Annotated in this window: 13 protein-coding genes; 10 read left to right on the top strand and 3 right to left on the bottom strand. The window is 61.6% G+C overall.

The window, feature by feature from the left end; translation table 11 throughout:
- Window positions 1–210: 210 nt before the first annotated feature.
- Window positions 211–642 carry a PaaI family thioesterase gene (locus IB272_RS17540; protein WP_043611470.1) on the bottom strand — a complete coding sequence of 144 codons (432 nt, stop codon included), beginning with the start codon at window positions 640–642 and terminating at the stop codon, window positions 211–213.
- Between the two features lie 167 nt (window positions 643–809).
- On the opposite strand from IB272_RS17540, the gene IB272_RS17535 reads away from it, so the two are divergent.
- The gene (locus tag IB272_RS17535) at window positions 810–1,631 is read left to right on the top strand and encodes an enoyl-CoA hydratase (protein WP_192444590.1); all 822 of its coding nucleotides are present in this window, start codon (window positions 810–812) and stop codon (window positions 1,629–1,631) included.
- Between the two features lie 3 nt (window positions 1,632–1,634).
- On the opposite strand, the gene IB272_RS17530 is transcribed toward IB272_RS17535, so the two are convergent.
- Window positions 1,635–2,471, bottom strand: a complete 837-nt coding sequence (locus IB272_RS17530; protein ID WP_034804240.1) for a DMT family transporter — start codon at window positions 2,469–2,471, stop codon at window positions 1,635–1,637.
- A 186-nt stretch (window positions 2,472–2,657) separates the two neighbouring features.
- Between IB272_RS17530 and IB272_RS17525 the strand changes: the two genes are divergently transcribed.
- From IB272_RS17525 to IB272_RS17515, 3 genes are all read left to right on the top strand, one after another.
- The gene (locus tag IB272_RS17525; protein WP_034803659.1) at window positions 2,658–3,086 is read left to right on the top strand and encodes a CoA-binding protein; all 429 of its coding nucleotides are present in this window, start codon (window positions 2,658–2,660) and stop codon (window positions 3,084–3,086) included.
- Between the two features lie 204 nt (window positions 3,087–3,290).
- Entirely contained in the window at window positions 3,291–4,574 is a 1,284-nt protein-coding gene (locus IB272_RS17520; protein WP_060580876.1) for an O-acetylhomoserine aminocarboxypropyltransferase, read from the top strand.
- A gap of 50 nt (window positions 4,575–4,624) precedes the next feature.
- Window positions 4,625–4,969: a cupin domain-containing protein gene (locus IB272_RS17515; RefSeq protein WP_060522184.1), complete on the top strand. Its 345-nt coding sequence runs from the start codon at window positions 4,625–4,627 to the stop codon at window positions 4,967–4,969.
- Window positions 4,970–5,004: 35 nt separating this feature from the next.
- Here the strand turns inward: IB272_RS17515 and IB272_RS17510 are convergent, their stop codons facing one another.
- Window positions 5,005–6,243, bottom strand: a complete 1,239-nt coding sequence (locus IB272_RS17510) for a cytochrome P450 (RefSeq protein WP_060580875.1) — start codon at window positions 6,241–6,243, stop codon at window positions 5,005–5,007.
- A gap of 205 nt (window positions 6,244–6,448) precedes the next feature.
- Between IB272_RS17510 and IB272_RS17505 the strand changes: the two genes are divergently transcribed.
- From IB272_RS17505 to lon, 6 genes are all read left to right on the top strand, one after another.
- The gene (locus IB272_RS17505; protein ID WP_060580874.1) at window positions 6,449–7,096 is read left to right on the top strand and encodes a VOC family protein; all 648 of its coding nucleotides are present in this window, start codon (window positions 6,449–6,451) and stop codon (window positions 7,094–7,096) included.
- Window positions 7,097–7,255: 159 nt separating this feature from the next.
- Window positions 7,256–8,113 carry an endonuclease/exonuclease/phosphatase family protein gene (locus tag IB272_RS17500; protein WP_034803635.1) on the top strand — a complete coding sequence of 286 codons (858 nt, stop codon included), beginning with the start codon at window positions 7,256–7,258 and terminating at the stop codon, window positions 8,111–8,113.
- 19 nt (window positions 8,114–8,132) lie between these two features.
- Window positions 8,133–9,692 carry a phospholipase D family protein gene (locus IB272_RS17495; RefSeq protein ID WP_060580873.1) on the top strand — a complete coding sequence of 520 codons (1,560 nt, stop codon included), beginning with the start codon at window positions 8,133–8,135 and terminating at the stop codon, window positions 9,690–9,692.
- Window positions 9,693–9,979: 287 nt separating this feature from the next.
- Entirely contained in the window at window positions 9,980–10,612 is a 633-nt protein-coding gene (locus IB272_RS17490; protein ID WP_034803630.1) for an ATP-dependent Clp protease proteolytic subunit, read from the top strand.
- A 284-nt stretch (window positions 10,613–10,896) separates the two neighbouring features.
- Window positions 10,897–12,174 carry an ATP-dependent Clp protease ATP-binding subunit ClpX gene (gene clpX, locus IB272_RS17485; RefSeq protein WP_034803621.1) on the top strand — a complete coding sequence of 426 codons (1,278 nt, stop codon included), beginning with the start codon at window positions 10,897–10,899 and terminating at the stop codon, window positions 12,172–12,174.
- A gap of 384 nt (window positions 12,175–12,558) precedes the next feature.
- Window positions 12,559–14,979 (top strand): endopeptidase La, encoded by a 2,421-nt coding sequence (gene lon / locus IB272_RS17480; protein WP_060522188.1) that lies wholly within the window; start codon window positions 12,559–12,561, stop codon window positions 14,977–14,979.
- Window positions 14,980–15,173 lie beyond the last annotated feature (194 nt).

The raw sequence follows: 15,173 nt of genomic DNA, 5'->3' as shown, positions 1-15,173 counted from the left end.
TTGGACCCGAGCGGCGAACCGCTGGGCGTTTCTTGTTGCTTGGTTTTGTCCGGTTTCCCGGGCAAAAGAGAAAGCGGCCCTCAGAGGACCGCGATCTGCGGCAGCTTATACGCAAGTGCGAAACAAGCGTCAAGAACGCGAAATCTGCGGCATGGAAATAAAGATAAGCAAAAACAATATGTTATATGTATGGTATTTTGATACCACAAATTATCGCGGCGGAATCGAATAGGTCGCTGTGGCATGCGCAACGAGGTCGTCGTCGCCAACCTTGACGATCGACGCGTCGAGAACGGCGAGCCGCTTGCCGAGTTTGAGGATGCGGCAGGTGCATTCGAGCGGTTCCGGCTCGGGCTTGCGCAGGAAGTTGATGTTGAGATTGGTGGTGACGGCAAGCGCAACCGGTCCGATATGGGCGATCAATGCGATATAGGCCGAGACGTCCGCGAGCGCGAAAAGGGTAGGGCCGGAAACCGTGCCGCCTGGCCGGATATGCCGTTCGTTCGGATCGAGCCGCATGGTGGCAAAGCCGGGTCCAACAGCCGTGACATGGAAGACCTTGCCGTCGGTATGGACCTGCGGGAAATCCGTGTCGAGAAATCGGTTGAGGTCGTCGACGGTCATGATCGGCTCGATGGTCATGCATTCTATCCTTCAACATGTCTGTCCGTCACCTGAAACCGGCTGGTGGCCGGACGCAAGGCGGAAAATGGTCGTAGGCGGAATGCGTCACGGGGGTGTGCCTGTCGGCTTGCACGGCACGCGTGGCCGGCGTACCACCAACCAAATTCAAGTTTCAGGAGAAGAAGATGGCCGACGTCGTGTCGTTCAAGAAGGAAGAGCCGAACGGCCTGCTGCTGCGTGAACAGTCTGGACCCGTCTTGCGGTTGACACTCAACAACCCGCCGGCCAACGTGCTGTCGATCGCCATGATGGAGGCGCTGCACGCCGAGTTCGATGCGGTCGCCACCGCCAAGGACATCAGGGTCGTCGTGCTCGCCGCCACGGGCAAGCTGTTTTCCGCCGGTCACGATCTGAAAGAAATGACTGCGCACCGCGAAGACGACGACCGGGGCAGGGCCTTCTTCGAACGGACGATCCGCCTCTGCGGCGATCTCATGCTGAAAATCACCCGGCTGCCGCAGGCCGTCATCGCCGAGATCGATGGTTTGGCAACGGCAGCTGGCTGCCAGCTCGCCGCAAGCTGTGACCTCGCGATCTGCACCGACAGCTCCACCTTCTGCACGCCCGGTGTCAATATCGGCCTCTTCTGCTCGACGCCGATGGTCGCGCTCACGCGTGCGGCACATCGCAAGCAGGCGATGGAAATGCTGCTCACCGGCGAGACCATCGACGCTTCGACCGCCAAGGATTTCGGTCTCGTCAACCGCATCGTACCGCAACAGTACCTGCGCCAGGTGGTCGACAAATACGCAGCAGTCATTGCCTCGAAGTCGCCACAGGCGCTGAAGATCGGCAAGGAGGCCTTCTATCGCCAGGCGGAGATGGACCTGCCAGAGGCCTACGATTATGCCGTCGGCGTCATGGTCGAGAACATGCTCGCGCGTGATGCCGAGGACGGTATCGGCGCATTCCTCGGCAAGCGCATGCCGGAATGGAAGGAAGACTGACGCTCAGGCGAGCTTCAGGAGCAGGGCGCCGAGCGCGATGACGCAGGCCGCTGCGATGCGCCAGACGCTAACCGGTTCCTTGAGGAACACGACCGAGATCACCACGGCAAAGAGGATCGAGGTCTCGCGGAGTGCCGCGACGGTTGCAACCGGCGCCTTGGTCATCGCCCAGAGCGCCAGGCCATAGGCGCCGATCGAGCCGGCGCCGCCGATGAGGCCCCGCCACCAGTTCTTGTAGACGTGGCGGGCGACCGGCTTGATGCCGCGCCGGGCAAAGGCCCAGGTGAAAAGCAGAACCGGCGGCAGCAGCGCCATCCACAGCGTGTAGGAGATCGCATTGCCCGAGACGCGCGCGCCGATGCCGTCGACAAAGGTGTAACTTGCGATGACGCAGGCATTGAGCAGCGCAAGCACGATCGCGTTCTTGCCGCCCTTGCGCGACTCGAAGGCGAGCGTCAGCACCCCGGCAGAGATCGTTAGGATACCGATCATCGTTCCGAAGGTGAGCTTTTCGCCGATCAACGCCCCACTGGTCATCGCGACGATCAACGGCGCCGCTCCGCGCATCAGCGGATAGACAAGGCCGATGTCGCCGGCGCGATAGGATGCGGCGACGAGCTGGAAATAGGCGAACTGGAACAGTGCCGAAACCAGGATGTATGGCCACGCTTCCGGTTTGGGCAACGGCATGAACGGCAGGAAGGGGATGGCGACGGCCGCGGCCCCGAGCGCGATCATCGCAGCGTCGAGCGACTTTTCCGTTCCCGCCTTGACCAACGCATTCCAGGTCGCGTGCAACAACGCCCCGAACAGGACGAGCGCAATGACATCAAGCGGCAAGATTGAAACCTCGGAAACGGTGTAGCGGGCGTTGAGACGCTTGTCGCGCCGCACGGGCGCAAAAGCAACCGGAAAGTCTTGCGGAAGCGGCAATCTTTGGCGGGGGACGAGCGGGCCGCACGGTTGACTTGGCCGGCCTCGCCATCATTATACGACCGTTTAACACGAACGGATCCGAAGCTGCAGATGAACCACGACGCTTACCCGGACTATTATCTCGCAGACATCCTGCGCGAGACCAAGACGATCGCCCTTGTCGGCGCTTCGCCCAATCCTGAGCGTCCGAGCCATCGGGTCATGGCGTTTCTGCTGCGCAAGGGCTATCGGGTGATCCCGATCAATCCCGGGCATGTCGGCAAGAGCATCCAGGGCCAGGCCGTGGTCGGCCGGCTCGCCGATATCAAGGAGCCGATCGATATGGTCGACGTCTTCCGCGCTGCCGACGCCCTGCCGGCGCTCGTCGACGAGATTCTCGCGTTGGAGACGCTGCCGAAGGCGATCTGGGGTCAGCTCTCTGTGCGCCATGACGGCGCTGCGGCGAAAGCGGAAGCCGCCGGCATCAAGGTGGTCATGGACCGCTGTCCGGCGATCGAGTACCCACGCCTGATCGGCTGATCTCGGGCGGCACATCGCCGGCGGACCATACAACCGTCAGTTCTTGAAAAATCCTCTTTGACCGCATGCGAAGGCTCTGGAATAGTGCCGCGGCTTGCGCGTGCAACTGCGCAGGTTCGATAGCGGTTCACGCGTAGATTCAAGGTGATAGAGCGTCTCCGGCGCGCCGGTTGGCGGCCGCGCTCTGGTCACGGGAGGGACGAAATGACGAAAGACAATCCTGGTTTCAACACGCTCGCAATCCATGCGGGGGCGCAACCTGACCCGACCACGGGTGCACGGGCGACGCCGATCTACCAGACGACGAGCTTCGTCTTCAACGACACCGACCATGCGGCGGCACTCTTCGGTCTCCAGCAGTTCGGCAACATCTATACCCGCATCATGAACCCGACGCAGGCAGTGCTCGAAGAGCGTATTGCCGCGCTCGAAGGCGGCACGGCGGCGCTCGCCGTCGCCTCCGGCCACGCCGCACAGCTCCTCGTCTTCCACACGATCATGAGCCCGGGCGACAATTTCATTGCCGCCAACCGGCTTTATGGCGGCTCGGTCAACCAGTTCGGCCACGCCTTCAAGTCCTTCGACTGGCAGGTCCGCTGGGCCGACCCTGCCGATCCGGCTTCCTTTGAGGCGAAGATCGATCGGCGCACCAAGGCGATCTTCATCGAGAGCCTCGCCAATCCCGGCGGCACCTTCGTTGATATTGCCGCCATCGCCGAGGTTGCCCGCAAGCACGACCTGCCGCTGATCGTCGACAACACCATGGCCACACCTTACCTGTTGCGGCCGCTGGAGCATGGCGCCGATATCGTCGTGCATTCGCTGACGAAGTTCATCGGCGGCCACGGCAACTCCATGGGCGGCGTCATCGTCGATGGCGGCACCTTCGACTGGTCGAAGTCCGGCAAGTATCCGATGCTGTCCGAACCGCGTCCGGAGTATGCCGGCGTCGTGCTGCATCAGACCTTCGGTAACATCGCCTTCGCCATCGCCGCGCGCGTCCTCGGCCTGCGCGACTTCGGTCCGGCGATCTCGCCGTTCAATGCCTTCATGCTGGTAACGGGCTCCGAAACGCTGCCGCTGCGCATGCAGCGCCATTGCGACAACGCACTTGCGGTCGCCAAGTGGCTGAAGACGCACGACAAGATTTCCTGGGTCAACTATGCCGGGCTGGAGGACGACCCGAACCACGCCCTGCAGCAGCGCTATTCGCCGAAGGGCGCCGGTGCCGTCTTCACCTTCGGGCTAAAGGGTGGCTACGAGGCGGGCAAGCGTTTCGTCGAGGGGCTGGAAATGTTCTCGCACCTCGCCAATATCGGCGACACGCGCTCGCTCGTCATTCACCCAGCCTCGACCACGCACCGCCAGCTGACGCCCGAGCAGCAGGTGGCGGCCGGTGCCGGCCCTGACGTCGTGCGCCTGTCGGTCGGCATTGAGGATGTCTCGGACATCATCGCCGATCTCGAACAGTCGTTGGCAAAGCTTTGAAACACTAGCCGCGAAGGGCGCGTCAGCGCGCTCTTCGCAAAGGTGCCAAGATGACGAATATGCAGAAGTTTGACTTGTCCACCGTCGAGGCGGAAATCGGTACGCCGGCGGCCGACCGGCTCATCTCAGGCGCGCCGCAGTTCAAGACCTGGAACCTTGAGGAGGCCGAAGGCGGTCTCTATGCCGGGGTCTGGGAATCGACGCCCGGCAAATGGCGGATCGTCTACGAGGAGTGGGAATACTTCCACATCCTCTCAGGCTATTCGATCGTCACGCAGGATGGCGGCGAAGCGGCGCATCTGCGCGCCGGCGACAGCATGATCCTGCGGCCCGGCTTTGAGGGCACCTGGGAGGTCGTGGAGACGACCCGCAAGGACTATGTCATCCGTCTGTGATCGCTCGAGCACCGGAGATCAGTCTTCGGTGCTCGTCACCAGACGACGTCGAGGCGTTCCAGGCCGTGAAAATGGAACGCGTCCTTGACCTCGGGCTCGTTTTTCAGCCGCATGTTCGGCAGGCGCTGAAAGAGGATCGGCAGCGCCAGATTGAGCTCCAGCCGGGCAAGCGGCGCGCCGATACAGAAATGCAGGCCCGCTCCGAAAGAGACATTGGCGCCTTCGTCGCGCGTCGGCCGGAACGCGTTCGGTCCGGTGAACTTCTTCGGGTCCACATTCGCCGCTCCGAGCAGCAGGCCGATCTTGTCGCCCTTTCGCAGAGTGACGCCTTCATCGAGTTCGATATCCGAGAGCGCATAACGCTGGAAAATATGCAGCGGTGCCGCGAAGCGCAGACACTCCTCCACCGTCAGCGCGGTTGCCCTCTCCGTGGCAAAGAGGTCTTTCGCCGGAAGTCCGGATTGCAGGATTGTCTTCACCGCGTTGCCGATCTGGTGCACGGTCGCCTCGTGACCTGCATTGAGGAGGAGGGCGGTGGTCGAGACCAGCTCCGCCTCCGACAGCCGCTCGCCATCCTTTTCCGAAGTAATCATGTGCGTCAGCAGGTCGTCTGCGGGGGTGCGGCGCTTCTCGGCGATGATGCCGCGCAGATAGTCGGCAAAATCTGCGGAGGCTTGGTTAGCATCGAGTTCGGTTTCGTAGCTCGGGTTGAAGACATACATCCGAACCATGCGATGCGACCAGTCGAGCAGATCGGGCGCCGCTTCGACGGGAATGCCGAGCATGCGGGCGATGATGGTCACGGGAAGCGTTTCGGCAAAGCTTTTCAGCAGTTCGACCTCGCCGTCATCGGCAAAGCCGTCGATGAGGGCATGCGACAGTTGCTCGATGTCCGGCCGGAGCTGTTCGATCTGCCGCGAGACGAAGGCCCGGTTGACGAGCGTGCGCAGCCGCGTGTGCGCCGGCGGTTCGAGTTCCAGCAGCGAATGTTCTTCGAGCGCGTCGAAATCCTTCAGATGCGGCTTCGGCAGCGGCAGGCCGAGTTCGTCGCGTGTCGCCACATGCAGTATCTGCCGGCCGAAGTGTCGGTCGCGCAAAAGCGCGTTCACCAGGTCGTAGCCGGCGAAATACCATTGCTGACGTTCCTCCCAGAAGAAGGCCGGGCACTGCGCATGGATCTCGGCATAGGCTGCGAGCGGATCACGGTAGAAGGCAGGATCCCGCGCGTCGATGGAAACGCGCCTCAGCGTGCGGTCGATGGAAATGGCAGGCATGGCAGCGGCTCTTCGCGGACTTCAATGGTCCCTATGTCTAAGGGAACCGCGGTTCGGCCGGCAAGGGCGGATATCGGCACCCGCCGCCATCGGGGCGTTGACAGCACGTGCCATGGCGGCCAATCTCTGCTGGCTGCGTAGGGCGCATCGGCAGAGGGCTGAAAGGGCAACGCCCGCCTACGGAACACAGACCGTAGTTGCGCCCATGCCAAACCTTGAAAACCTGAAGAAGCAGGCGAAGCAATACCTCAGATGGCATCGCGACCAATACTATCCGGTCGCGGCCGAGATCAGGGCTGCCTTGCCGCGCTTCCGCGATCTTGACGACGAGACCATTCTCAAGTCGGAGTTCAAGCTCGCCGACGCGCAAGAACTGATCGCGCGTCAATCGGGGTTCGACAGTTGGCAGGCGCTCAAATCAGGAGCCCTGACAATGACCATGCAATCCAAACCCGCCACACCGCAGCCGGTGCTGCAATCGACAGCCGCGCAGTTGTTCGTTGCCGATATCAGCGCTGCGTGCGACTTCTTCACAGAGAAGCTCGGCTTTGCGGTCGATTTCGTCTACGGCGATCCGCCCTTCTATGGGCAGGTGATCCGGGACAATGCTCGGCTCGCTCTGCGTCTCGTTTGCGAACCCGTCTTCGTCGGCGACATCCGGCAGCGCGAGCACCTACTTTCCGCCTCCATCGCCCTCGATACCGCCAATGACATCAAGCAATTGTTCCTGAGCTACCAGTCGGCCGGGGTCTCTTTTCACCAAACGTTGCGCACGGAACCCTGGGGCGCACGGACATTTATCGTGCTCGATCCCGACGGAAATCTGATCCTGTTTGCAGGGCCGGCCGATTGAACGAAAGCGCGGGAAGGGGCGCCGGTAGCGCGCGTTTGCTGCCGGCGTCCGTATCTCCAGGCGTGCTATCCGCGGGGAACAAACTTCCGCTTTCCTCCCTTTTTCTGTGGCACCAGGCGACCTATTTGCGCATGATGCGGCCAGCAAGCAGGGAGCGGCATGGGAAAAAACCAGTCCAGTCTATCGGCGGGGATCGTCGCTGCGATCCGCAAGAGACGCCCCACCGTCGTTCATCGCGAAGCCGCGGTCAGCCGTGGCGATATCGTCATCGCCTCCTACAACATTCACAAATGCGTCGGCACCGACGGGCGCTTCGACCCCGGTCGTACCGCCAATGTCATCGGTGAGTTGGGCGCAGATATCGTCGCGCTTCAGGAGGCCGACCAGCGGTTCGGTGAGCGTGCCGGTCTGCTCGATCTCGAGCATTTGCGCCGCGAGGCACACCTTGTTTCGGTGCCGATTTCCGGCTTTTCGACCAAGGGTCATGGCTGGCACGGCAATGTCCTGCTGCTGCGTGAGGGCGCCGTTTCCGACGTGCGGCAGCTCAAGCTGCCCGGCGTGGAACCACGCGGTGCGCTGGTCGTCGATCTCGATCTGAAAGTGGGGCCGCTGCGCATCATCGCCGCCCATCTAGGACTTCTGCGGCATTCGCGTGCCCAGCAGGCCGAGGCGATCCTCGAGGCAGCGTCCGACGCGAACGGGCGGCCGACGCTGCTCATCGGCGACCTTAATGAATGGCGGATGGGGCGGCGTTCATCGCTGTCCTTCCTCAGCCCGGTATTCGATCCGTCCCACGCGACGGTCGCCAGTTTTCCCTCACGCTTTCCCCTGTTGCCGCTCGACCGTGTGCTCGGAAACCCGCATAGCCTGGTGACGTCGGTCGCCGTGCACGATTCACCGTTGGCGCGGATCGCCTCGGATCATCTGCCGGTAAAGGCCTCGATCGACCTGAAGGCGGCGCAGCCGGAACAAAGAGACGGCCGACGGGTCGAAGCCGGGCGTACGGGGGCGGCCTAAAGGCACGGGCGAGTTTTCGATGGGATCCTCTATCCTGTTCACCGTTGCCGCCATCCTCGGACTGGTTGTGGCGACGGTTCTCTATGTCTACGGCCGGTTCGGCCGCCGCCCGCACGGGCCGCCGTCAAGCGCACTCCCGCTGGCCGATGCCGGCACGGAGCTCGACCGATATGTGGCGCCGCTCGTTGCGGGGCAGGCGGGTGCCAATGGGGTGGCGCTTGTTTCCGATAATATCGAGGCCCTGGTGGTCCGAGCGCACGCAGCACGGCGCGCCGGACGCAGCCTCGACCTGCAGTACTACTACTGGAAGGGCGACCTGACCGGTCTTCTTCTCGCCCGCGAGATCCTGGCCGCCGCGGACCGTGGCGTGCACGTCCGGCTGCTGCTCGACGACATCAATGCGGGCATCCATGACCGAATGTGCATCGCACTCGACGCCCATCCCCATATCGACGTACGGCTCTTCAATCCGAGCCGGGCGCGCACCGACCGCTTTCGCCGCGGCTTCGAAATGGCGATCCGCGCCTTCAGCGCCACGCGCCGCATGCACAACAAGCTCTGGGTAGCCGACGGCCGCGTTGCGATAGCCGGCGGCCGCAACATCGGAGACGCCTATTTCGATGCCGCCGAGCTCTCCAATTTCCGTGACCTCGATGTCTGGATGGTCGGACCCGTGCTGGAGCAGGCGTCTGCCATGTTCGACCGCTACTGGAACAGCACATCCGTGCTCCCGATCGCGGCGCTGCGCACGCCGCGCAAGCAGTATCTGCCGGCACTGCGCGATTCCGTCGAAGGATTGGCGCGCACGCCGGCAGGCCGGTTCTATCTCGAGCGCGTCGACAAGGCGGTTGACGAGGCGGAGATCTACCAAGGCACACGGCGGCTTCACTGGAGTTCCGAGATCCGTCTGGCATCCGATCCGCCGGAAAAGGCGCTGATGCAGCGGCGCCAGAACTGGCTGTTGCGCGAACTCTTTCCGCTGATCGAGGCAGCCACGCGGGACTTGCGGATAATCTCGCCCTATTTCATTCCCGGCGTTGCCGGCACGCGGGAGCTCGCCGCCATTGTTTCGCGCGGCGCTCGCGTGGCGGTCCTGACCAATTCGCTTGCAGCGACCGACGTTGCCGCCGTTCACGGCGGTTATGTCAAATATCGCCGGAAGCTCATCCGGGCCGGCGTCGCGCTCTTCGAGTTGAAGGAGCAGGGCGATGTCGCCGAGGGACACCGCATGACATTGTTCGGACGCCGCAACGCGAGCCTGCACAGCAAGGCGTTCGTGGTCGACGGCCTGAACGGTTTTGTCGGCTCGATGAACTTCGATCCGCGCTCAGCTTCACTCAACACGGAAATGGGCGTCGTCTTTCAGGATGTGGCACTCGCCGGCGAACTGGCTTCCATGTTCGAGGAGGAAACTTCGCCGTCGATCAGCTACCGGGTCGACATCGAAGGATCGCGTCTTGTCTGGCGTGATCGCGCCAATGGCTCCGAGCGGCTGGTGCGCCACGAGCCGGACGCGAGCCTGGCAAGGCGCATGATCGCCGGGGTAATCCGTGTGCTGCCGATCGAGTCGCAGCTGTGAACAGCGCCCAGGTTCGCGGATTTCCCCTTCGTTTACCGATATCGCCGAAGCCTGTGTGCAGAGTTTGCGTCCATGGCCTCAACCGAGGATATCGATGGAAAAATGTTCTATCGCCAACCATGTGTGGAGGACGGCCGAACTTCGAAGCAAAGCGGACCTTCGATTAAGCTTATCGAAGCTTCGCGACTTGAAGTGAAGGGTGTTGACACTCTATGTAGGAGCAGAAGGTAAATCCCGTGATTCCCGGTTCGCAAAGGTTTTGCGAACCCGATTGATGAAGGTTCGATATGAGAAATCCCGTTGATACCGCCCTGGCACTGGTGCCGATGGTTGTTGAACAGACCAACCGCGGTGAACGTTCCTACGATATCTTTTCGCGCCTTCTGAAGGAGCGCATCATCTTCGTGACCGGCCCGGTCGAAGACCAGATGGCAACGCTCGTCTGCGCCCAGCTTCTTTTCCTTGAAGCAGAAAACCCGAAGAAGGAAATCGCGCTCTACATCAATTCGCCGGGCGGCGTCGTCACGTCGGGCATGGCGATCTACGACACGATGCAGTTCATCAAGCCGGCCGTTTCGACGCTCTGCGTCGGTCAGGCTGCCTCGATGGGTTCGCTGCTCCTGGCCGCCGGCCACAAGGACATGCGTTTCGCGACGCCGAACGCGCGCATCATGGTTCACCAGCCCTCGGGCGGTTTCCAGGGCCAGGCCTCGGATATCGAGCGCCACGCCAAGGACATCCTGAAGATGAAGCGCCGCCTCAACGAGGTCTACGTCAAGCACTGCGGACGGACCTATGAAGAGGTTGAGCAGACGCTCGATCGCGATCATTTCATGAATGCGGACGAAGCTCTGAGCTGGGGCCTTGTCGACAAGGTTCTGACCTCGCGCGAAGAGATCGAGGGCGGCGAGCAGGCCTGATAACGCGCATTTGTGTCGGGATAGATGTAATTGTGACACAATTGTAATGGCTCAAGGGCTTTATCGACAGGGTAAAGCCGGTAATATGAACCATTAATGCTATGTTGGAATCTGTCAGCGTAGTGTTCGTTCGGAGTTGGGAGAGTCGTTGCGACTGCGTCGGGCGTTTACGCCTGGGGCGGTGAGTACTCCCGGAAGCCCTGTTTGAGGTTGAGGCTCAGGGCAAATTGAGTGGTCCGCGATACTTATCTTGAAAGTGTCCGGCGTGCTGGAAGGAAGTGGAAATGAGCAAGGTCAGCGGAAGCAACGGCGGTGACTCGAAGAATACACTTTATTGTTCGTTCTGCGGCAAGAGCCAGCACGAAGTCCGAAAACTGATTGCCGGACCGACCGTGTTCATCTGCGATGAATGCGTCGAACTGTGCATGGATATCATTCGCGAAGAGAACAAGACCTCGATGGTCAAGTCCCGCGACGGTGTTCCGACCCCTCAGGAAATCATCAAGGTTCTGGACGAATACGTCATCGGCCAGCAGCAGGCGAAGCGCATCCTGTCGGTCGCCGTTCACAACCATTACAAGCGCCTGGCGCACGCCGCCAAGGGAAGCGACGTCGAGCTTGCGAAGTCGAACATCATGCTGGTCGGCCCGACCGGCTGCGGCAAGACCTATCTCGCCCAGACGCTCGCCCGCATCATCGACGTGCCGTTCACCATGGCCGACGCAACGACGCTGACCGAAGCCGGTTATGTCGGTGAAGACGTCGAGAACATTATCCTGAAGCTGCTTCAGGCTGCCGACTACAACGTCGAGCGCGCCCAGCGCGGCATCGTCTACATCGACGAAGTCGACAAGATTTCGCGCAAGTCCGACAACCCGTCGATAACCCGCGACGTATCGGGCGAGGGCGTGCAGCAGGCGCTTCTGAAGATCATGGAAGGCACGGTTGCCTCGGTACCGCCGCAGGGCGGCCGCAAGCATCCGCAGCAGGAATTCCTGCAGGTGGATACGACCAACATCCTGTTCATCTGCGGCGGTGCCTTTGCCGGCCTCGACAAGATCATCTCCGCCCGTGGCGAGAAGACCTCGATCGGTTTCGGCGCAACGGTCCGCTCGCCGGAGGATCGCCGTGTAGGCGAAGTTCTGCGCGAACTGGAGCCGGAAGATCTCGTCAAGTTCGGCCTGATCCCGGAATTCATCGGTCGTCTGCCGGTTCTGGCGACGCTCGAAGATCTCGATGAAGATGCGCTGATCCAGATCCTGTCCGAGCCGAAGAACGCTCTGATCAAGCAGTACCAGCGCCTGTTCGAGATGGAAGACGTCGAACTGACCTTCCACGAGGACGCGCTTCGCGAGATCGCGCGTCGGGCGATCGTGCGCAAGACCGGTGCCCGTGGCCTTCGCTCCATCATGGAGAAGATCCTGCTCGACACCATGTTCGAGCTGCCGACGCTCGAAGGCGTGCGCGAAGTGGTCATCTCGGACGAGGTGGTCAAGGGCGCTGCCCGGCCGCTCTACATCTACTCGGAACGGTCGGACGAAAAGACCAACGTTTCGGCCTGAGCGTCCTGAATTACCCTTTGAGAAGCCCGCCTCGTGCGGGCTTTTTCATGTCTGCTTCATGTGTTCACACTTAGCTGTTGAGACACCTGCGCCGGGGCGCAGATTTCACAATTCGATTGTTGCTAAAGTGCCGCAAACAACGCAATGATGTGACGATTCAATGAAGGACCTTAATGGTTGCGGTCCATGAGCTTGTAGTCCGTCGCAAGGTCCGCAACAGCATTGATGCGTAGTCAGAAGGACCCGGCCACTGTTTGTGGATGTCTGCGTCGAGCCTTGAAATGGACGCGGTCGCACTCCACTTTCATGTGGAAAATATGACAGCCGGGAGTGCCTGTGGGGCTCCCGGATACGGGCCCGAAATCGGGACGGAAAGGAAATGACATGACGAACAAAACGTCACCGGCGACTGAAAGCGCGACCTACCCGGTCCTGCCGCTCCGCGACATCGTAGTCTTCCCGCATATGATCGTGCCGCTTTTCGTCGGCCGCGAAAAATCGATCCGTGCGCTTGAGGAAGTCATGGGCACCGACAAGCAGATCATGCTTGCCACCCAGATCAACGCCACCGACGACGATCCGGAACCGTCCGCGATCTACGAAGTCGGTACCATCGCCAACGTTCTGCAACTGCTGAAGCTGCCCGACGGCACCGTCAAGGTACTGGTCGAGGGCCGCGCGCGCGCCAAAATCGACGGCTACACGCCGCGCGAGGAATTCTATGAGGCTGCGGCGCATAGCCTGAGCGAGCCGGAGGAAGATCCGGTCGAGATCGAGGCGCTCAGCCGCTCGGTCGTCTCCGAATTCGAAAGCTACGTAAAGCTCAACAAGAAGATCTCTCCCGAGGTCGTCGGCGTTGCCAGCCAGATCGAGGACTATTCGAAGCTGGCCGACACGGTCGCTTCGCACCTGTCGATCAAGATCGTCGAAAAGCAGGAAATGCTGGAGACCACCAGCGTGAAGATGCGCCTGGAAAAGGCGCTCGGCTTCATGGAAGGCGAGATCTCCGTCCTGCAGGTGGAAAAGCGCATCCGCTCGCGCGTCAAGCGCCAGATGGAGAAGACCCAGCGCGAGTACTACCTCAACGAACAGATGAAGGCGATCCAGAAGGAACTCGGCGACGGCGAAGACGGCCGCGACGAGATGGCCGAGCTCGAAGAGCGTATCGCCAAGACCAAGCTTTCCAAGGAAGCGCGCGAAAAGGCTGATGCAGAGCTGAAGAAGCTGCGCCAGATGAGCCCGATGTCGGCGGAAGCCACCGTCGTTCGCAACTACCTGGATTGGCTGCTCGGCCTGCCCTGGGGCAAGAAGTCGAAGATCAAGACCGACCTGAACCATGCCGAGGAAGTGCTCAACGTCGATCATTTCGGCCTCGACAAGGTCAAGGAGCGCATCGTCGAGTATCTCGCCGTGCAGGCGCGTTCGACCAAGATCAAGGGCCCCATCCTGTGCCTCGTCGGCCCTCCGGGCGTCGGCAAGACCTCGCTCGCCAAGTCGATCGCCAAGGCGACCGGCCGCGAATATGTGCGCATGGCGCTGGGCGGCGTTCGTGACGAAGCCGAGATCCGTGGCCACCGCCGCACCTATATCGGCTCGATGCCGGGCAAGGTCGTTCAGTCGATGAAGAAGGCGAAGCGGTCCAATCCGCTGTTCCTGCTCGACGAAATCGACAAGATGGGCCAGGACTTCCGCGGCGATCCGTCGTCGGCGCTGCTCGAGGTGCTGGATCCGGAACAGAACTCGACCTTCATGGACCACTACCTGGAGGTCGAATACGACCTGTCCAACGTGATGTTCATCACCACCGCCAACACGCTGAATATCCCGGCGCCGTTGATGGACCGCATGGAAGTGATCCGCATCGCCGGCTACACGGAAGAGGAAAAGCTGGAAATCGCCAAGCGGCATCTGCTGCCGAAGGCGATCCGCGACCACGCGCTGCAGCCGAAGGAATTCTCGGTCACAGACGGCGCGCTGATGGCGGTCATCCAGACCTACACCCGCGAAGCCGGTGTGCGTAACTTCGAACGCGAGCTGATGAAGCTCGCCCGCAAGGCCGTGACCGAGATCATCAAGGGCAAGGCCAAGAAGGTCGAAGTGAACGCTGCCAACATCAACGACTATCTGGGCGTTCCGCGCTTCCGCCACGGCGAAGCTGAACGTGACGATCAGATCGGTGTTGTCACCGGTCTCGCATGGACTGAGGTCGGCGGCGAGCTTCTGACGATCGAAGGCGTCATGATGCCCGGCAAGGGCCGCATGACCGTCACCGGCAACCTGCGCGACGTGATGAAGGAATCGATTTCCGCGGCGGCTTCTTATGTCCGCTCGCGCGCAATCGACTTCGGCATCGAACCGCCGCTGTTCGACAAGCGTGACATCCACGTGCACGTACCGGAAGGTGCGACGCCGAAGGATGGCCCGTCGGCCGGCGTCGCCATGGCAACCACGATCGTGTCGATCATGACCGGCATCCCGATCTCCAAGGATGTTGCAATGACCGGCGAGATCACGCTGCGCGGCCGCGTGCTGCCGATCGGCGGCCTGAAGGAGAAGCTCCTGGCAGCGCTGCGGGGCGGCATCAAGAAGGTGCTGATCCCGGAAGAGAACGCCAAGGATCTCGCCGAGATCCCGGACAACGTGAAGAACGCGCTCGAAATCATCCCGGTTTCGCGGGTGGGCGAAGTGCTCGAACACGCTCTGGTGCGCATGCCGGAACCGATCGATTGGGACCCGGCAAACGAGCCGGCAACCGTAGCACCGGTTGATTCGCAGGACGAAGCAGGCTCCTCCGTCGCCCACTGACGGGCGCTTGAAAATGGGTGCAGCCGGCTCGCGCGGCGCTCATTTTGCAGAAAAATTGGGAAGACCGGCCATTGGCCGGTCTTTTTTGTTGTAAAAGCGCCCTGCAAGCCTTGCATTCCAAGGGATTAGGCGCAATTGGGAAAGGCAAGACGCGGGCGAAGCGCAAGCCGCCGCGCCTTAAAACACAGTCGTTT

Origin of the sequence: Ensifer sp. ENS08, from assembly GCF_014852195.1 — a bacterium.
In the GTDB taxonomy this organism is placed as follows: Bacteria; Pseudomonadota; Alphaproteobacteria; order Rhizobiales; family Rhizobiaceae; genus Ensifer; species Ensifer adhaerens.
The sequence above is the reverse complement of the archived record's forward strand: the minus strand, read 5'-3'. Positions and strand labels throughout refer to the sequence as shown.